This window comes from Cocleimonas flava (assembly GCF_004339015.1).
Taxonomy (GTDB): Bacteria; Pseudomonadota; Gammaproteobacteria; order Thiotrichales; family Thiotrichaceae; genus Cocleimonas; species Cocleimonas flava.
The window spans coordinates 843404-864962 of record NZ_SMFQ01000002.1; the positions used below are offsets into that span (position 1 = coordinate 843404).

The 21559-nt window shown below is 41.8% G+C and carries 16 protein-coding genes; 9 read left to right on the top strand and 7 right to left on the bottom strand.

Features of this window, described 5'->3' with window-relative positions:
* Nucleotides 1-16 precede the first annotated feature (16 nt).
* From EV695_RS03895 to EV695_RS03910, 4 genes are all read left to right on the top strand, one after another.
* Entirely contained in the window at nucleotides 17-901 is an 885-nt protein-coding gene (locus EV695_RS03895) for a prepilin peptidase (protein ID WP_131904596.1), read from the top strand.
* 111 nt (nucleotides 902-1012) lie between these two features.
* On the top strand, nucleotides 1013-2062 hold the full coding sequence (locus EV695_RS03900) for an efflux RND transporter periplasmic adaptor subunit (RefSeq protein ID WP_207906935.1): 1050 nt from the start codon (nucleotides 1013-1015) through the stop codon (nucleotides 2060-2062).
* Between the two features lie 25 nt (nucleotides 2063-2087).
* Nucleotides 2088-5288: an efflux RND transporter permease subunit gene (locus EV695_RS03905; RefSeq protein ID WP_131904598.1), complete on the top strand. Its 3201-nt coding sequence runs from the start codon at nucleotides 2088-2090 to the stop codon at nucleotides 5286-5288.
* Between the two features lie 155 nt (nucleotides 5289-5443).
* Nucleotides 5444-6133, top strand: coding sequence for a metal-dependent hydrolase (locus EV695_RS03910; RefSeq protein WP_131904599.1), 690 nt, complete (start codon nucleotides 5444-5446; stop codon nucleotides 6131-6133).
* Between the two features lie 70 nt (nucleotides 6134-6203).
* Here EV695_RS03910 and EV695_RS03915 read toward each other — a convergent pair whose 3' ends face one another.
* The 5 genes from EV695_RS03915 to EV695_RS03935 form a co-directional block, all read right to left on the bottom strand.
* Nucleotides 6204-6824: a DUF4202 domain-containing protein gene (locus EV695_RS03915; RefSeq protein WP_207906936.1), complete on the bottom strand. Its 621-nt coding sequence runs from the start codon at nucleotides 6822-6824 to the stop codon at nucleotides 6204-6206.
* A gap of 152 nt (nucleotides 6825-6976) precedes the next feature.
* Nucleotides 6977-7432, bottom strand: coding sequence for a CZB domain-containing protein (locus tag EV695_RS03920; protein WP_131904600.1), 456 nt, complete (start codon nucleotides 7430-7432; stop codon nucleotides 6977-6979).
* Nucleotides 7433-7549: 117 nt separating this feature from the next.
* Nucleotides 7550-8239 (bottom strand): helix-turn-helix transcriptional regulator, encoded by a 690-nt coding sequence (locus EV695_RS03925; RefSeq protein WP_131904601.1) that lies wholly within the window; start codon nucleotides 8237-8239, stop codon nucleotides 7550-7552.
* Nucleotides 8240-8279: 40 nt separating this feature from the next.
* Nucleotides 8280-8507, bottom strand: a complete 228-nt coding sequence (locus EV695_RS03930; RefSeq protein WP_207906937.1) for a DUF6500 family protein — start codon at nucleotides 8505-8507, stop codon at nucleotides 8280-8282.
* 61 nt (nucleotides 8508-8568) lie between these two features.
* The gene (locus EV695_RS03935; protein WP_131904602.1) at nucleotides 8569-8955 is read right to left on the bottom strand and encodes a VOC family protein; all 387 of its coding nucleotides are present in this window, start codon (nucleotides 8953-8955) and stop codon (nucleotides 8569-8571) included.
* Between the two features lie 208 nt (nucleotides 8956-9163).
* Between EV695_RS03935 and rph the strand changes: the two genes are divergently transcribed.
* The 5 genes from rph (at nucleotide 9164) to EV695_RS03960 (ending at nucleotide 12816) form a co-directional block, all read left to right on the top strand.
* Nucleotides 9164-9877 (top strand): ribonuclease PH, encoded by a 714-nt coding sequence (gene rph, locus EV695_RS03940; protein ID WP_131904603.1) that lies wholly within the window; start codon nucleotides 9164-9166, stop codon nucleotides 9875-9877.
* Nucleotides 9877-10566, top strand: coding sequence for an RdgB/HAM1 family non-canonical purine NTP pyrophosphatase (gene rdgB, locus EV695_RS03945; RefSeq protein ID WP_131904604.1), 690 nt, complete (start codon nucleotides 9877-9879; stop codon nucleotides 10564-10566). Before rph ends, rdgB begins: the two co-directional genes overlap by 1 nt.
* A 4-nt stretch (nucleotides 10567-10570) precedes the next feature.
* Entirely contained in the window at nucleotides 10571-11305 is a 735-nt protein-coding gene (locus EV695_RS03950) for a lysophospholipid acyltransferase family protein (protein ID WP_243651455.1), read from the top strand.
* Between the two features lie 120 nt (nucleotides 11306-11425).
* A complete protein-coding gene (locus EV695_RS03955) occupies nucleotides 11426-12121 on the top strand; it encodes a pathogenesis-related family 1 protein (protein WP_131904605.1) in 696 nt (231 codons plus the stop codon).
* A 59-nt stretch (nucleotides 12122-12180) separates the two neighbouring features.
* On the top strand, nucleotides 12181-12816 hold the full coding sequence (locus EV695_RS03960; RefSeq protein ID WP_131904606.1) for a hypothetical protein: 636 nt from the start codon (nucleotides 12181-12183) through the stop codon (nucleotides 12814-12816).
* 41 nt (nucleotides 12817-12857) lie between these two features.
* Here EV695_RS03960 and pbpC read toward each other — a convergent pair whose 3' ends face one another.
* Nucleotides 12858-15254 carry a penicillin-binding protein 1C gene (gene pbpC, locus EV695_RS03965; RefSeq protein ID WP_207906938.1) on the bottom strand — a complete coding sequence of 799 codons (2397 nt, stop codon included), beginning with the start codon at nucleotides 15252-15254 and terminating at the stop codon, nucleotides 12858-12860.
* Nucleotides 15255-15437: 183 nt separating this feature from the next.
* Nucleotides 15438-21356 carry an alpha-2-macroglobulin family protein gene (locus EV695_RS03970; RefSeq protein WP_165874611.1) on the bottom strand — a complete coding sequence of 1973 codons (5919 nt, stop codon included), beginning with the start codon at nucleotides 21354-21356 and terminating at the stop codon, nucleotides 15438-15440.
* Nucleotides 21357-21559 lie beyond the last annotated feature (203 nt).

Sequence of the window (21559 nt, forward strand, 5' to 3'; positions counted from 1 at the left end):
GGCTTAGGGGAAATAAATGGAATTGATTACACTATTAAGGGAGAACACATTGTTTTTCCTTACGGTTGTAGGGTTGTTTTCACTACTTGTGGGAAGCTTCTTAAACGCCGCTATATACCGCATTCCAATTATGTTACAGCAAGGATGGAGGGAAGAATGCGAAGAATTATTTGGCGGGGATCACTCAGACACTAACCATGACTCTTCCAAAAAATTCAATTTATTCATTCCAAGATCACAATGCCCTCACTGCGGACATATGATTACTGCCATTGAAAATATTCCTGTTATCAGTTATCTCTTTTTAAAAGGTAAATGTTCCTCTTGTAAAACAGGCATTTCCATTCAATACCCTCTGGTAGAGCTAGCAACAGCTGCAATATCAGTTTTTGTTGCCTGGAAAGTTGGTTTTGGTTGGCAAACTCTCGCCGCTTTAATCTTCACTTGGACGTTAATTACTTTATCATTAATTGATGCTAAAACCATGCTGCTCCCGGACAATCTCACGATTCCATTAATGTGGTTAGGGATTGTAGTTAATTACCAAGAAATCTTTATTGACCTAAGAAGCAGTGTTCTAGGGGCAATGATAGGCTATATGTCTTTATGGAGTCTTTTCCATCTATTCAAGTTAATCACTGGCAAAGAAGGTATGGGTTATGGAGACTTCAAAATATTAGCAGCTATCGGGGCATGGGCTGGCTGGCAAATATTACCTTTTACAATTTTTGCAGCTTCACTGGTTGGGGCAGTCGCAGGAATTTTGATGATCGTTTTAAAAGGTCAAAAAGAGAGTCAACCAATACCATTTGGTCCATGGCTAGCGCTTGCAGGTTTTGTTGGATTCATATGGAGAGAGCCCATCATAAGTTATATGACAAATTATTTTGGTTTAATTTAAAAGACAACTTATCAAGAGGAGTTTCCTCTTTAAACCAGTACGCTAAGACATCTCGTATGAGTAATAACCAGTGAAATTGACATACCAATAGGTATGCTGGAGACTACCTATATGGACGCTAGTACAATCAAGATTATTATATCTAAATATGTATTGTTAATACTCTGCATATTAATGCCATATAAAATATATGGCGAAAACAAGTTATTAAACGTAAGCATAGTGCCGCTTTCTTCCGTCCTCATTTCTACCAAAAATAGCGCACCTGCAAATATTATTAGCACAAATCACTCTACACTGAGTGCGGAAATTACAGGCAGAGTAAATTCTATAAATACTGAAGCTGGCTCTTTTGTTCGAAAAGGGGAAAAACTCGCTTCATTAGATTGTAGAAGTTACCTTTTAGCCAAGAAACAAGCAGAAGCCGCACTGAAAGTAGCGGAAACCCAATTCAACTTAGCGAAAAAACAGCTTGTTCGAAATCAACGATTAATCAAAAACGGCACAATACCTCGAGAACTATTCGAGAGAACAGAAGCCACTCAACAGACTTCGCTAGCGGATATAGAACTAAAGAAAGCGTCCATAGAGAACACAGAACTGACTATTGAACGCTGTACAATCAAAGCACCTTTTTCAGGGCAAATCACCCAAAAAATCGTACAACAAGGGCAACTTGTTTTACCAGGAACTGCCCTTTTTCAATTAATGGAAGATGCGGCATTAGAAGTTAAAGCGAACATACCAGTTACATCTATCAATGAGGTTAAAGGCGCAAAACTGATTGAGTTTGTTTCTGGCGAAGAAAGAATCAAAACATCTATTCGAAGTATTATTCAAAACGTTGACGTGACAAGCAGAACCCAGGAAGTTCGCTTATCCTTACCTGACTCTACTCACCTTGCTGCGGGATTATCCGGAAGAATTGAATGGAGTAACGGCAACTTGCAAATACCAACCGAATATATTCAAAGAAAAGGCCAAAACCTCGGCATTATGATTGCTGAAGATATCGTGGATGGCACTGGTAAAGCAAAGTTTATCGCGCTAAAAAATGCCATAGAAGGTCAACCAGCAAATATCGATTTACCCCAACAAACAGCAATCATCAACAAAAATCAATTCAGGGTTAGTGATGGACAACTTATTAGTATTCAGTAGCTAATAAGAATAATCCCAGACATTTATGTATTCACGCCTCATCCAAAATCATGTACTTGCAAATCTAACATTTGTATTAGTGCTGATTATTGGATTCTTATCCTACAAAGAAATGCCTCGTCAGCAAGATCCGACCATAAATTTTAATTGGATAACTATCATCACCGCCTTACCCGGCGCTTCTGCATCAGATGTAGAAAAAAGAGTAACAGATGTGCTGGAAGATTCTATCAATGGCATCTCAGACATGAACTTCGTCTCCAGTAATAGCCGTGAAAATATTTCAAGCATTCTGGTTCGTTTCGAAGATATTCCTGAAAGGCGCTATGATAAAAGACTCGCTGATTTACGCCGTGAATTACAAAATGTACAAAACGAATTACCTGAAGAAGCGTTAGATTCTCAAATATTGGAGATTACCTCGGGTAATGCATTCCCTGCAGCACTAGTTGCCGTAGTTTCAGATGCTGATGATGAGCGTTTACGAAAACGCGCCCAGACTGTTAGTGACTCGATAGAACAAATGACAGGCGTTGATCGTGTAGACTCTGTCGCACTTGATGACCCTGAACTGCAAATCAATTTTATTCCTGAAGCGCTTGAATCGTTACAACTCACTCCCGGAAAACTCGCTGATTCACTCAAACTTTGGTTTCAAGACGTATCTGCCGGAACCACAAGCATCGGCAAACAAAGTTGGCTAGTAAGAATAGTGGGAAAAAATAGTGACCCATCTGAAGTGGCTCAATTTCCTATTCCTGGTTTAAATGGCGAAGTACCCCTTTCTCGTGTTGCCGTTGTGCAACGAGCACGTAAAAAAGCCTCTCAAGAAGTCAGTATCGATGGTAAGCCCGCGGTTTTACTATCCGTAATGAAGCAGGATAACACCAACGTTATTCAACTCGTTGACCAGTTAAATCAGTGGGTTGACGAACAAAATAACATTACAGAAAACACCGGCATTCAATTACAAATGGTCGATGACCAAACCTTACCGACAAAACAAGCGATTAACATCATGCAAAGTAATGCACTGATTGGCTTGTTACTGGTATTGATTGTGGCATGGCTATTTTTAGGTACTCGAATCGCCCTACTAACCGCCATCGGCATTCCTTTTATCTTGGCAGCCACATTCTGGGTATTGGCAGCGAACGGAGAAACCCTGAATATCACAGTATTGCTAGGTGTTGTGATTGTATTAGGAATGCTGGTTGATGACGCCGTGGTTGTGGTTGAATCGATTTATTATCGACTTCAAAGAGGCATGAATTCTCTAGATGCCGCAACGGGCGCTATGAAAGAAGTTGCTCTTCCGGTTACTACAGCGGTTTTAACCACCATTGCCGCTTTTCTACCTTTGATGTTATTGCCCGGGATTTTGGGTAAATTCATGCGTGTGATACCGATGGTAGTGACCATTGCTTTAATTATTAGCCTGATAGAAGCCTTTTGGATGCTCCCATCTCACGTTCATGGCGCTAGAATTAACTTTGCTAAACCCTCAAGAATTCAACGATGGCGTGAATCCTTTATTCACTGGATTCAGCTCAAATACTCTAAAGTTCTAATCCGTGCATTGCGTTGGCCGAAAATGACGCTTCTCACAATTTTCCTAGCGTTTGCCACAGCCATTGGTGCACTTAGCGCAGGTATGATTCGAGTAGATTTTTTCGCATCAGATACCTTAAGAATTTTCTATGTAAATGTTGAAATGCCAACATCAACTCCTTTGGATGAAACATTAAGTACCACCTTGAAAGTAGAGGCCGCCATTAAAAAACACCTTAAAGGCGCTACAAAAGATATCAAGGAAAATCCAGATACTGTCAGAGATGCCCGATCAGTTGCTAGCTATGCGGGTCTTATGTTTACCGAAACAGAACCGATGTACGGCGATCAATACGGACAGATTGTTGTAAGCCTATTGCCGATGGATCAAGGCTCGCGCGATGTAGATACTATTATCAATGAAATGCGAGAGGACGTCACAAGTGTCGTTGGGGCAAACAATATCTCATTCTTGAAGCTCCAGGGTGGTCCACCTTCCAGTAAGCCAATCAGTGTGAAAGTTCGAGGCGATGACTACCAGACTATCAAACAAGCCAGCGACAAACTTCGTGAAATTTTAGAAGGCATCAAAGGCATAAAAGACATCAATGATGATGCCAGTCGTGGTCGTATGGAACTCACCTTGAAGATGAATCACGATGCGGTTCGCCGTTCAGGTATAAACCCTATGGATATCACAAGAACCGTTCGTTTGCTCGTTGACGGTGAAGTCGTAGCAGAGATGCAAGACAAAGGTGAAAAACTACAAATCCGCGTGAAAGCAGACTCAACTAAAAGCAATGATATTGGCGAATTACTAAGATTCAGAATGCCCACACCTAGTGGTTCGAACATTCCACTAAACCAGTTAATGACTCAGGAACGTGGCGTATCTTTGGGTAATATTCGTCACTACAATTTCAGAAGAGCGATTACATTAGAGGCAGATATTGATAAGCCCAAAGGAAAAGAAGACTTTATGGCTTGCCGTTTACGTCCCGCACTTTATGGGGAAGAGCGTGACTACAGTCAATGTGAATTAGATACGGTGACCGCCAATAAATTGATGCTGGATGGTTGGGAAAAGTATCGTAAGGATTTCCCCAGTATTGACCTCGATTTTTCAGGACAACTGGATGATATCAAAGACAGTATAAACTCAATAGCCAAGCTATTCTTGATTGGAATCGGTTTGATGTATCTGATATTAGGCACTCAGTTCAAAAGTTATTTTCAGCCTTTTATTATTCTTGCAACCGTTCCACTTGCTTTTACCGGTGTTATTTTAGGGTTATTAGTCACGCAAAACCCGCTAAGTTTATATACCTTATATGGTGTTGTTGCTTTAGCTGGAATTGCAGTAAATGCAGCGATTGTACTGATATCTGCTGCCAATGACCGAATTTATGCCGGTATGTCGGCTGTTCACGCAACCATCTATGCATCACGACGACGTGTCATTCCTATAATGATTACAACATTAACCACTATTGCCGGATTAATGTCATTGGCAGTTGGGTTAGGCGGTCAATCGCTAATCTGGGGGCCTGTTGCCACTTCGATAGTTTGGGGAGTAGGCTTCTCATCTCTACTCACTCTATTTGCTATTCCTACCCTGTATCTTGCTGGCATGAGAAGAAAAGAACGAAAACGTAGAAAGCAATTGAAGGACTAGGCACACCTTAAGAATAAACAAGCCTTAGTAAATTTCTAGATAAATTAATCATCACCACGACAACATATTGATATTTAAGTCGTTGATTTATATTAAGCCTAGTCTATGATTCCACCTTCAATATTTAAGCTTTTTAAAAGAGATTCTAATAATAAATGGCAAATTTCAATACACATTTAGGTGTAGCAGCCGTTGGCTCTGGCATGCTCGCGACGCTCTGTTTACAAGTAGGTTTAGTCGACGCAAAAGACGCAATACTGCTTGCAAGTATGGGGGTGGTTGGCGGAATTTTACCTGATATCGATTTACACTATTCTTACCCTAGTCGTATTTTGTTTTCGTTATTGGGCATAGTGGCGGCATTTCTTTGGGTGTTTGCTGCTGAAAATGATCTGCCCATCATCTATCTGTGGGGAGCAGGTTTAGGTGTGTATTTGATCGTTCGTTATCCCATCTGGAGCGTGTTTCAAAAAATGACCGTTCACCGCGGAGCGATTCATTCTATTGGTGTCGCTATTCTATTCGCCTTTGCAACAGCAGCAATCAGTTATCACTTTTTTGCCAGACCGGCGTTTATCTCATGGTTGGTTGCGTTTTTTATCTTCTCAGGATTTATTCTGCATCTGTTACTCGATGAGATATATAGCGTAGATTTTATGGGGCAACGACTCAAAAGGTCTTTCGGTACAGCGCTCAAACTTATAGATTACAAAGATAAAACCAGCAGTGCAGTCATCATCTTAGGTATTGTTGGACTCTGGTTTGTGACCCCCGATACTCGGATTTTTATCGATACAATCACAAGCCCTGAAACCTATCGTGTTATCTCTGAACGCTTACTTTAGTAAATAGATTTATCCAGAGATTCAAATGACACCCCCCTACTTACAGGGGGTTTTTCATTAAACTGAAGTTTTAAGCAGCTGCTTTCGCTAGCGCTTTTTGAATCACCGGCACTAAACCTTCAGGTAATTTCACACTGCCAGAAAGCGCAAAATCGTGCGCAGCTGGTGACATTTTTTTCCAGGTACGAATAATGATATCGATCCATTTATCTTCATCATACTCGGTAAATTTTTCATACATCGCGGTCATATAATGTTCGATAAACGTTAGTGCTGCGATATCTTCAACGACTTGTGTATCGGTATTTGTTTTTAAGTTTTTCTTACCGATGGCTAATTTAACTCGCTCTATCGTTTCTTCATCATATCCAACCTTTTCTAATAACGCAGCGGCAGTATCCGCGTGAAATTTATACAGATTGGTTCGCCAAAGATGATAGCCCTTGCGATTCATTGGATAGTCGCTACGAGGAGATTTCCAGCGTTCAATATGCTGTGCCGCAACGGAAAGTTTAGCAACATCCTCAGCATCGGGAATAAAACGTGACAGCATATCTAGCATACGCTTCGAATAAAGTAGTTCCTTTGGAACCTCTTTCCCTTCATCCATTTCGATATTAGGATCTTTGCTATTCGCTGCATCATAAAGCGCTAGTGCGTCTTCTAGCATCTGTGGGTTTGATGAACTCATAGTAACTCCATTAGTGTTTGCTTATTTAGATTAGCTATTCTAACGGAAAAAAGATCTTTTAAAAATGAGAATTATATTTACGCGGTTATTCTAAGACCTTTGATTACACAGTCATTGAGTAATTAGCCATGAAATAACTATCGATGTATTAACTAATTCAACCAGCCATTATCAAAATCTTGATCCTGCATTGCATCGACTTTCTTCTCGATGGTATTCAGTGCCCGAATCATAGTGACTGTTTTCTTCTCCAAGTCTTTAAGCTTTTTCATACGGAATGGTGTTTCATCGACTGGCACTTCAACCTCATCTGCTGTAATCAAGGTAGAGCGAGCTTTCTTACGTCGATCGAATGTAATGTAATACAAAGACGTATAGGCCTTATGAATTTCTTCATGCAGTGTATCAATTTCTTTTAACTGAGGGATATTAACCAGCTTAAACCCTTCTTCTTGATACCACTTACCAAAAGCACAGGCTTTACAATCTACTGGTTTTTTTACCTGATCTTCAGGCACACCTTTAACCAGTTTGTAACCTTGTTTGATCCATTCGATATGGTCTGGTTTAGCCTGCTGTAGGCTTTTAATAATATGCTCTTTATTCATGATGGTTTGATTATTTTTAATATTTTAAGCACTGGTAGTAACTGTTTGATTTAGTTGAATCAATTACCCTATCTAACAATCATAAACGGCTCGGCAACAATTTCAATAATATTCAGATTAACTGCAATACTGTTTCTTTTCGTGTTCAATCATATCTTCCAGAGTTTTACCCTTTTCGTGGGGATAACTGTCAGCAAGAACCATCAATACCTGAATTCTATCCAAACGAAAAACTCGAAACTCCTGACGTAATTCACACCATGCACCAATGGTCCAAATCGATCCCCAGAAAAACAGCCCTAATGGCCAGATTGTTCTTTCCGATGCTGTGCCGTCAGCACGTGTATATTGCATACTCAATTTAAAACGGTTATCAGCTGCCTTGCGCACTTCCGTCATCATAGATGCTACCTTGGGATGAATCCGCATATAGGGTGAGAACATTTTGGTTTCATCAAGGCTGGATTTTAAATCAGCGGGTAATACCGTTTCGATTTTACTCAGTACTGATTGAGCGGCGGTCGCTAGTTCAGGGTCTGCCCAACTATCTACTAATCGTGCCCCTAATGTTAGAGCACTAATTTCCTCTTTTGTGAACATCAGTGGCGGTAGATCAAATCCGCGCCTAACGACATATCCTATGCCCGCTTCACCTTCAATATTCACACCCGAAAGCATTAAATCTTTGATGTCTCGATAAATTGTGCGCTCAGATACCTCTAGTCTTTCAGCTAACCATGCTGCTGTCGTTACACGTCGAGTACGAAGAAATTGTACTATTTGAAAGAGTCTGTCAGCACGCCTCATAGATCCATTTATCCTTAATTATTGGTAGTCACCCCCATACTTACAGGCCCTTTTCTATCATATCCCTAATCTTAAGAGCCTTCTCAAAATGATCTAATTGATGCGTTTGAATCCACCAGGTCGCAACTTCCATCAAACCCTCAGGGTCAGTGTTTTTATTCGCAAAAAATGCGTAGAAAGACACCCCCACCGATTGCCCTTTTTCCGATATTTTCTTATCGCATATCTGAATCATTTGAGTTTTTAACTCTGCTCTCAGTTCTGTCATAAGTGATCCGCTTTAAAAAAGTGCCTATAAGTAGGGGGGTGACTTAATAAATCGATTCGAATTATTCCTGATCGAAATAGCTGATAATAGTTAGAGCAGCACCTTGAGGGTCACTAATGACACACATGCGCCCTACCGTAGGTATATCTCTAGGTTCTAATAATATCTTACCACCCAGTGCTTCGGCCTGTTTCGCGCTGGCTTCGACGTCATCCACTGTAACATAAGCGCCCCAGTATGGAGGCATCTCACCACATTCTGGAGTTAATGGCATTAAGCCTGCTTTCATTTCATCGTCAATCTTTGCCAGTGTATATGGCTGATCCATTTCCATGTCTTCCATCTGCCAGTTGAACATTTTTCCGTAGAAGGCTTTTGCGCCTGCCACATCTGTTGTCATTAATTCATTCCAGCTAAATGCACCGTGTTGTTTCATTGGGTTACTCATTTCTATCTCCTTTCTTTTGTGTCTATTACGTGATTTAAAAGCTTGTTAACTTCTACTGGTATTTGCTCTGTGTTTGCCTACTCACAAACAAACTATACGACAGCCCTGCTGACAGCATTGTGTCAGTAGTCTTAAAATAATCGTATTTAAATGAAATTTTTACAAAGCTCCGTATAATCTGCGTTTTTCAAATTCAAGAGATACGTCTATGAGACCTAGTGGTCGCGCCAACGATGAAATGCGCCAAGTTAAATTTACCCGTAATTACACCATGCATGCTGAAGGCTCAGTTTTAGTTGAATTTGGAAACACCAAAGTGTTATGTACGGCGACGATTGATGAACGCACACCACCCTGGTTACGCGGTAAAGGCCAAGGCTGGGTAACGGCTGAATATGGCATGCTGCCACGTTCGACAAATTCACGTATGGGTCGTGAAGCGGCACGCGGCAAGCAAGGTGGTCGCACCATGGAAATTCAGCGATTAATTGGGCGTTCTTTACGTGCGATTGTTAATCTTGAAGCATTGGGCGAACGCCAAATCATCGTCGATTGTGATGTTATTCAGGCAGATGGCGGCACCCGAACAGCTTCTATCAGTGGTGCTTACGTTGCTTTGTGCGATGCGGTTCAAACTCTACTAGACTCTAAGAAAATCAAGAGAGATCCACTCATGGGTCAACTTGCTTCTGTTTCAGTCGGTATTTATAAGGGAAACCCAGTACTCGATCTTGATTATGCGGAAGACTCTAACGCAGAAACAGATATGAATGTCGTGATGAACAACGCAGGACATTTCATAGAAGTGCAAGGTACTGCAGAAGGCCATGCTTACAGCCGCGATGAAATGAATGCTATGCTTGATTTAGCGGAGAAAGGCATCAACGAAATCATTGAAATACAGGATGAAACACTAAAATAGTGAATACAGACGCTACAACACCAAAACAGAAAGTCGTACTTGCCAGCGGTAATGCAGGCAAGTTGCGCGAATTCTTTGAAATTCTCGGTAACGCGGGTTTCGAAGTTGTGGCGCAGTCTGATTACGATGTAACAGACGTGCCTGAAACAGGTCTTACATTTGTTGAAAACGCAATTATCAAAGCACGAAATGCAGCACAACAAACAGGTTTACCTGCCCTAGCGGATGACTCAGGAATAGAGGTTGACGCACTGAACGGTCAGCCCGGTATTTACTCCGCGCGTTATTCCGGCGAAGGTAATGCGGCAAACAATCAAAAACTGCTAGAAGAAATGAAAGATGTACCAGATGAGAAGCGCACGGCGCGTTTTCGCTGTTGCATCGTCTTCATGCGCCATGCAGAAGACCCATCACCATTGATCGCCGATGCGAGTTGGGAAGGCACAATTCTTAAAGAATTATCCGGTAAGAATGGTTTCGGATATGATCCTCTTTTCTATGTCCCTCTTTTTGGTAAAAGTGCTGCAGAACTCAATGCTGACGAAAAAAACAGCGTTAGTCATCGCGGTAAAGCGCTAGCAATCATGTTGCAGCTGATGAAAGATAACGTTTCATTATCTGTTGAAGACTCTTTGTCCGTTAAAGACTCTCTAACCGCTGAAGACTCTCTAAACGTTGAAGACTCATAATCCATTGAATACGCCTCTACTTTACATTCGCGCTACTTTATATTGGATTGGATTACTCACCAGCACCGTATTCTACGGTTTATTTTCACCCCTTTTGTTGATGCTAGGGCCAAAGCTGAGTTATCGAACAGTATTGCCATGGACACACTTTAATATCTGGTGGTTAAAAGTAACCTGTGGGGTCAATTACAACATTATCGGCAAAGAGAATATCGACCTGAATAATCGTGGCATTATTCTCGCCAATCATCAGTCAACGTGGGAAACCATGTTAATACCGACGCTGTTACCGACAACATCGTGGGTGTTGAAAAAAGAACTCACCTGGATTCCTTTTTTTGGTTGGGCGCTCATAACCACCAAACCTATTGCAATAGACAGAAAGTCTGGTGCTTCTGCGGTTGAGCAAGTAAAAAAACGTGGCAAGGAACGTCTCGATGAAGGCAACTGGATTTGCATGTTTCCAGAGGGAACCCGTGTTCTACCAGGACAAAAGAAAGCCTATCGAATGGGTGCTGCATTACTTGCTGAATACAGTGGCTACCCTGTTTACCCACTTGCACACAATGCCGGCGAATGTTGGCCAAGGCATAGTTACATCAAATTGCCCGGTACAATCACCGTGAGTATCGGAAAACCGTTTAGCGTAGAAGGTTTAACAGCAGAACAGATCAATGATATGGTAAGAAACTGGATCGAGGCAGAGATTGAAAAAATGCCGCCAGCAGTAAAAAAGTAAATTTAATAACGAACTTAAGCCGCACCCCGAACTCTTTAAGAAATAACAATAATTAGAGTCATCCCCCTACTTTTAGCGGGTTTTTCAGGGCCATTAGAGAAAATATCTATACACTGACTTATGCATACACGTATCAAACCCATTCAAAGAAGCATGCTCTTCTTTATAAGTAGCTTATTACTAATCTCCTGTTCTGTTGAACAAAAAGAATCTCCCCCGCTTGAAATTATCGAACCTACAGAAGAATTAGTAGAGGGATTTACACATGACCCTAAAAATATTGAATTGCCTCCTGAAGATCCTATCGAGCAGCAAATCATTGAAGTGCGTCCACCCGCTAAACCACCTTTATCAAAATCTCAGCTTTTTTCAGGAGTGCTAAAATCTCATAATAGGGTAAGAGCCAAACATCGTCTTAAGCCACTAAAGTGGTCAAATAAACTGGCAAGATATTCAAAAGAATGGGCTAATCATTTAGGTTCAGGATCAAGCTGTACAATGCGTCATAGAAGCGGGCAACCTCCTTATGGTGAGAATCTATACTGGTCAAGCGCAGTAGTGTGGAGTGATGGATTTCGCGAAACCAATCGAGTGACTATTAAAGATGTAGTGAAAGCGTGGACGGATGAAGAGCGCTGGTATGATTACCAAAGCAATAGCTGTAAACCTGGACAAAAATGCGGTCACTATACGCAAGTCGTTTGGAAGAATACAACCGAAGTTGGTTGTGCAGTAAAAGTCTGCAACGACAAATCACAAACATGGGTTTGTAGTTATAATCCTCCCGGTAATTATACTGGCATGCGACCTTACTAAGCGTCTTCTTAGCTCGTTTACCAAGAACATAAAAAAGCTGTGCTATATTTATTAGCACGATGCTTAAAAAATCACACATTCAATATGCCCTTCAAATTGACCTTAAAGGGCAACCTTTAACGCCGCTGGATATTGAAACTTCTCAAAAGCAATTACGCTCTACCTATCGCAGCCACCTAAGTTTTGTCATCGCTATTTTTGCTCTCGGTCTCGGTGTAAGTTATCGCGCGTTGACTTTAAATTACGATACCGAATTCGAATTATTCAATCTAAGTCTTTATGTTGGCATGTGGTTTGGCTTATTCGCTGGAGTTATGATTGATGGTAATACTCAACGAAAATTACAGTTAATTGTCGTTGGCATTATCCTTTGTAGTTCCGCCAGTTTATTCGCATCTATGTTAATGACTCTATTTATTGGTCATATAACCGTGTGGATCAGCAGCATCAATATACTCGCCAGCGCATTATCCAGTATGTGGTTAATGACCTATTATGACGAGATTTTAAAAGGTATAGAGTCGGTAAAAACAGTTGATGAAAAAGGGCTCTGTTACATCAAAAAAGCATCGTCACATTTTGAAGAACTGAATCAGTTTAGTGAACAAATTCGTGAACAAGGCCGAATGCCTTTAGTTGCCGAATACTGGGCCTATCGAGAATGGATAAAGGTGAAAGTCAAATCAAATGGCTAGACTAGATTCATAAGTTAGGTTCATGAATTAAACACCTAGAATCACTGACTCAATACCTGAAAACTCTGTTCAACACGATTCCCTTTCTCGTCCACCAAAGTAAGTCGATGTTTGCCAGCAGCGAGCCATATTGCTTGCTCATGATAAGTTTGTGTTGTTCCCAAAAAATCATCATTCAGATGCCAGAATAGTTGTGCTTCTGGATTTCCGTGAATTGCCTGAAAAACCGTTTTACCTTTCTCTCCCGTTAATTCTTTAGGGATATAAATCTGCGTGTTTCGTCTGGGATAAATCAATGAAATCGGACTGTCTTTTGACGCGACAGTTTCCACTTTTTGGCAATCTTCTCGCCACTCAGGCATGACTTTGTAATTAGCATGAAACTGTTGATAGTAATAAGCTTCATCAGGCGGCAATACAAACCAGTCTTTATGCTCCATTGCAGCCACTGATTCACAACCGCTATGCACGCGAAGCTGGGTTAACTTATCCAGATGAATACGCTGATGATTGGGTGAAACACGATCGAAATGGCTACTTGCAGGAATATAATAATCTTTCGCTTCACAATTTTGATTAGCCAAAAAACCATCGTCTTTGCATATCGATACCAATTTCATTTGCTCGATAGGCTTTCTAAACCATTTTGAATCCAGTGAAAGCCGGTTAAATACATCGAACAAAATGGGGGCAGCGACTTTCACTCCGGTCATGCCTTGACGTCCTTCTCCGGCGGCATTTCCGACCCAGACTCCTACGGTATATTTTGGTGTGGTGCCCAATGCCCACGCATCACGGTGACCAAAGCTGGTACCTGTTTTCCAGGCTATTTTGTGCGTACTGTTAAATCGTTTCCAATACGCTTCACTTCCCGGTCGGCCAACTTCTAGCAACGCTTGTAAGGTCATCCATGCGCTTGCAGGGCTGAGTTGATTTTGTTTGGATGTTTGCGCTTTTTGTTCCTGTAAAATAATCGGCTTTAGCATTTGTCCTTGCTGAGCATCCGAATCATGATCAGAATCTAAACCTTGCTGAGCCCGATTAGCTAAATTGGCGTACATCCCGGTTAAATCCCAGAGCGTCCCTTCTGCGCCACCAAGTATCAGCGGCAAACCGTATTCACGAGAACGTCTATGCAGCGTACTCATGCCCATATTCTTTAGCGTTGCTAAAAAGCGTTCGACACCGTGATAACTCAGCATATTCACCGCTGGAATATTTAATGAGCTGGCTAATGCCTGTTTTGCCCGCACAGCACCCCGGTACTTACGATCGAAGTTTTTAGGGCGATATCCTGTATAACGAATCGGTGCATCAGCCACTAGCATTTCAGGCAACAATTCACCCTGTTCAATCATGCTTGCAAACAGAAACGGCTTGAGTGTACTTCCGGTACTTCTAGGACGTTGGATCAAATCAATCGCCTGACCATGCTCAGTTTTTTCTTTTAGTGGTGGCGCATTGCCCACATACGCCTTTACTTCAAAGCTGTCATTGTCGATCACGACAATTGCGAGATTATGGATATCCTTTAACGCGTTTAATTGACCGTAGTGTTTGGCGATTTGATTGACTTGAGACTGCAAAACAAAATCAATGGTGGTATTAAAACGCTTTTGATTTTCGGTAGAATTTGCCTTCGCTTTAGCAATTAATGTATCTAATAAATGCGGTGCCATTCTTGGCAATAAATTGGGTTTCTCAGGCAATGGTTCGGCAATCGCTAATTGATAATCAAGCTTGCTGAGTTTCTCTTGCTGGAATAATTTGAGTAATAAACGATCGCGCTTAGCTTTTAAGGTATCGCGCTTTCTACCGGGATGAATCAGTGCAGGGCTGTTGGGTAAAACGGCTAACATCGCACTTTCAGCCCAGGATAATTGTTGCGGATTACGCCCAAAATAACGCCACGATGCCGCTTCCAGACCAACCACATTTCCACCAAACGGCGCGTGGCTGGCATAATAATTCATGATTTGATCTTTGCTGTAACGAGTTTCCAAACGTAGTGCTCGAAACGCTTCGATGGCTTTCTCAGTCAATGAGCGTTCCGGATTTTGTGAGGCAAGTCGAATCACTTGCATCGAAATGGTACTTCCACCACTAACAATGCGCCCCGCCTTCAGGTTTAAATTAAGCGCACGCGCAATGGCTAAAGGGTCCACGCCAAAATGCTTATAGAAACGTTTGTCTTCAAAAGCGACGAGGCTGGTTTTGAATTTATCGGGGATCTGTTGTAGCGGGGGAAAACGCCACTGCCCATCTTTTGAAATATGTGCACCTAGCAACTTACCTTCTTTACTCAGCAAGATACTTGATACGGGTGACTTAAATAGCGGCTCAGGCAGGCAAAAGTAGAAGGCGGTGATTCCCATCAAGACAAAGATAAACAGTAATGATCTGCCTTTGCTTTTTGTTAGTGACTTGAATGGTTTCACGGTTCTTATATAAAAAAGTGGCTAAAAGGTGGGGGGTGACCTTTCTAGGCTCTCCAAGAGCCAGAAATGTTCATCGTAGATTCCATAAGGAATCGTCGATGTACAATGTTTATGCTGGGTTAGCTGTAGTTAAATAACAAAAGCCACCCCCCACCTTTGAGGCGTTTTTTTAACTCCTCATTTCTACTTGATAATATTAATAAAGCGACCTTTCTCAATGGCCTTTAAATTACCATCGTACATTGCTTCAACAGTTATCGCAGGTTGGTAATAACGCCCTTGATAGGAAGCATTCGCCAATAATTCAAAGTTTTTGACTTCACCTTTCTTTAATGAGAAATAGTAATAAATGCGATCATCACGCAAATCTCGATAATCATATTTACTCTTGGTCGCGGCTTGTTCTGATGCTGACAGTATTTCCATACCTGCTGCTACTGGAATCGTAAGTGCTATATTTTCAGCGTCATAATTACCGTTATTTTGAATGCTCACAGATAACTTCGCATCAGTGCCCTGAGCAACTTTCCAGTCGCTATAATCCGCAAGATCATTCCACAGCTTTTTGTTTTCAGCATCGCGCACGCTAAACTCAGTATCAATGGTTAAGCCTTTTGATTGACTGATTTCATCACCTGCTACAGGTACACCCTTAGTCACTAGGTTCGCGAATAATCTCACTCCAGATGTATTTTCTACACTGATGTTAGAGCCTGCTTTTACCAGCATGGTGCTGGATATAGGTTTGCTGCTATTGATGGTTTTTGGCGTGCCATCTTGCGACAGATTTGCGCTGAAGCTGCTGGTATCTCCGCCCAAATAACGGGAAACACCCATTAATGCCCAGGATATACCTTGAGTACTCTGGAATCCATCTCCACTCATTTGCTCTGCAATTTTTTCTAATAACTTATTCGCATCCTGCTTTTTGTTCAAGGCAACCAGATTATCTAACTGCAATCCAAGATCTCCCAACGTCGAGCTGAAGGTTTTATCAGGCGTAGTAACGTTATTCACTGCAGTAGCATCGGAATCCATACCCTGAATCAATGCTGTTGCCGCTTCAGGTTGTGATGCCGTTTGGTATGACGCAGCGAGTAACCAGCGACCTTTATTGTTCAATCGACTGTTGTTTCCACCTGTTTCAGTACTCGCCGTATTAGCCGCCTCACGAAGACGATTCATCGCGCCTAATTGCGGTTGACCTGCTAACGCTAAAACATAAAGGCGATAAGCTTGAGTATGTGAATATTTATTGCTCGCTACAATATAGCCTTGCGCTGCTCCGACCTGATAATTCAGCCAGTTATTGAGTAGGTTCGCTGGCAATTTATAGCCCAGTTTCTTTGCCTCTAATAAAAAGTGACCGGCATAAACACTTGCCCAATCGTTTTGATAATTACCGCCCGGCCAATAACTAAAATCACCGGTTCCGGTTTGGAAGCGTCTTAACTTATCAATCGCTTTTTGAACGTGTAGCTGAGTATCCTGCTTTTGCTTATCGGTTAAATCCATCACCTTCGACAAGAATAATTGTGGGAAAGCCGATGACGAGGTTTGTTCTAAACAACCATGTGGATACCGAATTAAGAAATTTAGTCTTTTCTCAATATTCAACGGTGGCACAGCTGATAATTCTAGTACCGATTGGTTAGTGCCTTCCAGACCAAAGGCCACTGCTTTGTTATCCCAGCTTTTGCCCGGCTCGATAACCTGAGTAATAGTGCGTGTGGTTTCCTGATTGGCTCGGCGAATATCCAGATAAACTACTTTTTCAGATTTAAATTCACCATTACGTCCATCCTTATCAGAAGACGTTGAAGTGCTGTTGGCAGAAGCAGTCGCCGTAAAGCGTAAACGCGTCTTGCCGATTTTATTGGCCGTTTTAACTTTGATAAAGGCAATTTTCTCACCCATCTTGTTAAAGCTAATGTGTTGAGTGGGTTCTCCAATAACGTTGACTAAATCATCTGTTTCGACCCATACGGTCACATCTTTAATTCTGTCGTCCATCGAGAATAAAGTCACAGGAATAGACACTTCTTCCTGAGGTCCAAGCACACGAGGCAAACTGCTTTGCAGCATTAATGGTTGACGCACAAAAATGGATTGCTGGGATTTACCGTAAGCCCCTTTTTCGCCCGCAACCAACATCACACGAACTGCGCCTAAGTAAGGAGGCAATTCTATTTCATGCTTTCTGGTTTCGCCTTGAGCTAAAGTAAAGGGACCGAGGTATTTAACCACAGGTGGGAAGCGACGCTTCTTGCTATCGTCATCATCCGTTTCTTCATCATCGCCACCACCGAGTGCAAGCATGCGTTCTAACTTGCCACCATATGCACCGACAACATGATCAAACAAATCCCAGGTTTGAATGCCGAGTGCTTCTTTGCTGTAGAAATGACGATGTAAATTTGGCGTCTTAAATGAGGTTAAACCCAACAAGCCTTCATCAACAACTGCCAAGGTATAATTCATGCTTCTACCATTGCCTTCGCTAACCATTACGGTCTGCTTAGATTCTGGTTTCCATTCTTTTTCAGCCTGAATTTTAGGTAGTAGATAGCTTTCAGCATCTTTTACATCTAATGGAATAATGCCATACAGGCGAATCGGCCTATCGTTTGATTTACCTTCATGAGGCTGCAATAGAGTAATATGCACATAAGCATTCGGCGCCATTTCTGCGGTAATAGGCACTTCAAACTGCAATCGCTTCTCGGAGCTATTGACGCCTGCAGCAGCTGCCGTTGATGCTTCTGTAAATTTAACCCAGCGCTGCTCCAGAATTCGGCTACCGGTTTCAATGCTCAGTAATGCTCTGCCCTGAGAGGTTGCAGGTAATTGAATCGTTGCTACATCGCCCACGCTATACGCTGTTTTATCAGAGAACAGATTTAGACGGCTAGCAGCACCACTGCCTTCTTCTTGTGCGCGTCCAGCCCATCCCGGCCAATCGATATAAACTGTTTTACCCGTACAGTGTGTGCCTTCTAAATCACACACCCGAATTAGATAACGACCCCAGCTAGGGTATTTAACTTCAAAGTTCCATTCGCCCACGCCATCTGTTGTGCTGACGATATCCTTTTGTAAAAGTCGTTGATAACGGCTATCTGCATACTCCGCGAGAGATTCGCTGGATTTATCCCACCACCACTTCCACTTGATTTTATACAAGCTGACTTGGACTTTATTTAATGATACTTCTTCGCCCTTAGCACTCAAACTGGCAATGCTTACCTTATGTTTAACATCGGTGAGCAACATACCACGAGTGGCATCTCCTTTAGGTAACTTGATACCAACATAATTAGTGTATGGATGGTAATCGATATTGCTACGGCTAATACTGAATGCTCCACCTTCTTCAAACACTCTCGAAGTAAATTTAGCTTTGAGCATGCCAGCTGGCTTACCTTTCACTTTGAAGTCTTTGCTAAATTTTAAGTAGCCTTCATCATCTAAACGACCTTCCAAAAGCATTGTGTCCTGACTTCTTAATGAGCGCGCTGGATCATCAAACACATAGTCAGTGAATTTGCCGAATTGTGTTTTCTTTTGGGTGAATTTAACGGAAACATCTGCTTTTAATTTACTTGCTGTGGCGCCGTGTAACCATTGCGAGAATAACGTCCCTTCTGGTGTTCCTTCACTGCTGTAAATAACCTCAGCAGGTTTATTGCTGGCATTTTCACCTTGCGCTTTAAAATTGAGTTCTAGTTTTAGGCGATTTGGACGGACGGTTTCAATCATCAAAGACTTGCTAAAAGAACTTCCACCAACAAAGGCTTTTACCATCCAGTTACCTGACTGCGCCTTTTCTTCCGTTTTAAATTTAAACGCGTAAAAGCCACCAACCGAATTAACGCTGGTTTTCGTATCAACCACTCTGCCTCTCGGATCGATGAGCTTCATTGTTACTGGATGGCTGTCTGGAATCTTCTTGGCATCTTTTTCATTTAATGCCTGATTTTGCAGTACAAAAGTCAAAAAGATATCATCACCGGGGCGCCAGACACCGCGCTCACCATAAATGAATCCTTTAATTCCTTTTTTGATTTTCTTACCGCCAACATCAAAATGACTGACTGCCAAGGCTGTTTTGGTATTGAGTTTTAAATAAGCCGTATCTTCAAACTTTTTAGCAACCAATAAAAAAGGCGTTTCTGACAATTGTACTTTTGCAAAACCCTCTCCATCAGACGTTGCCTTTGAAAGTAACTGACCCTGATAATTCCTGATCTCAAATTCCGTACCCGTTAACGGTTTAGCCGTTCTGATATCGGTTGAAATAATACTTAAATCACCATTTGCTTCGCGTTTCGTAATTAAGCCGATATTACTCGCAATGAAGTTTTGACTAGCACTTGTCTTGTCGCTGTTATATCGATAGTACGAATCGGTACAAGGATCGTTTCTGCTATCCCAGCCAGAATTGTCATTGTTATAACCTTCTACATAATCGCTGATTCCATCCCAGCCACTATTCTCTAACACACCGTAATCTTCCATATCTTTAAGCGGTGCGTCTTTGCTATCAGCAACTGGAGTATCTGCAGCACATCGGTACGTTGAGTGACGGCGTTTTATCGATAACGTAAGGCGAATCATTCCGCCAGAATATTTCTTCATTAACTCCGTTGCGTTAAAGGTATAGCGATTCCATTTATTTGGATCAGCAGATTTCAGTGGAATCACTTTACGCCAGAGATGACGCCCGCTGCGGCCCAACTCATTTGAACCCGATAAGTTCCCAACCTGCAAAAACTGCTTCATATTGTCTGAATAAATACGAAATGCAGTGACTTCTACCGCATTGACACCGACCGCTTCAAACGGAATTTCCAAGGTAGAATTTTCTGGCAGAATGGAGCCTTTGCTGACAAATTTAACTTTTGGCTTGGCATCATCAAAGGCTACTTTTTGTTCTATTTTCTTAGATAAAACCTTATTACCTTCTTTGGATTTAATCCCACCGTAAAGTCTTACCAAAAAGCTTCCTGCGAGATTTCGGTTTGGGTAGATATTGATTCGATTTCCATCGATACTGACTTTGTATTTATTTTTTGCAAGCTCCACCAGCCCTTTCAGGTTTTGATTCGGGTCCAGGTCATCTGAAAAACGCACTTCGACAAAAGGAGAGCTATCTGCTTTGTGGATCACGGCGATTTTAGTGACTTCAAATTTATCAGATCCCGGAACCGTTATACTTTTTCTGCCTTTGGTTTTGATATCGATGGCTGAACCATCCCATGACAAATGCAAATCAGCATCAAAGGTTTCTTTGACGATGTCTCTCACAACGAATTTATGACTCTTACCATTGGTGTTGTGTGTCCACTCTATGGGTAATGTTTTGTCCTGAAATTTCGCAGAGACTACTTTTTCGACAAGTTTCGAGGGCACACGATCAGACACCAGCAATTGCCCTTCCAGCATCATTCCATTACTGACCGCTGGATCGGTTGTTAAACCAACAGTTTTGATTTCATAGTCGAGAGGAATGACTTGAAACGTGTATTGAAAAGGCGCCGCTTTATTAGGAATATCAAAAAGCCCAACGGGTTTAATGCTGACCTTGTAAACGGTGCTCGGTTTTAAATGCTCGAGAGGTTTCCACACTATGCTGGACTTACTGGCAAATACCGGCTTGCCTTTAACTTCGGGTGAAATGAACATGATCTTACTGGCGTCTTTGCCCACCATCGATTCATCAACAACATCACGATTAAAATCAATATGGATAGGAGTGTCACGCGAAACAATCCCCTGCGTGTGCCAGCCACCGAGTTGCTCCCAGCTAAATGCAGATAAATCATCCTTTTTTTCTAACGGGGGTTCTGCTTCGGTAGTATCTTGAATAATTGCAGTTGCTTGATCAACGCTACTCGAAGGGCTTGCTGCCTGACTATTATTGTCAGTAGCATTGCCTGCAGGCGCAGATTCCGAGGCAGTCTTGATGGCCTCTGTCTTGCTTGAATTGTCAGTACTGTTCGTATTACCTTTATCACCGCCACATGCATTTAGCATAAGCGCAAGAATAATTGTTAGGGGTAGTGAGCGTTTTAGATCGCCAGCAAAACCTTTAAATAGCACTGATTTATCCCTCATAGAATGTAAGTTAATTTATCAAACTATAGCAGGTTAGTTCCACTGTTATGCGTAACTTTAGCAAATTTTATATGGAGATTTTGTGCAGTTCAAATGAGTATCGATGTCTAACCAATCAATAAAAAAGTGCCTAGCTCTGCATAAATTCTATTTACGTTTTAAAAAAACAAAAACGTAATATCATTCAA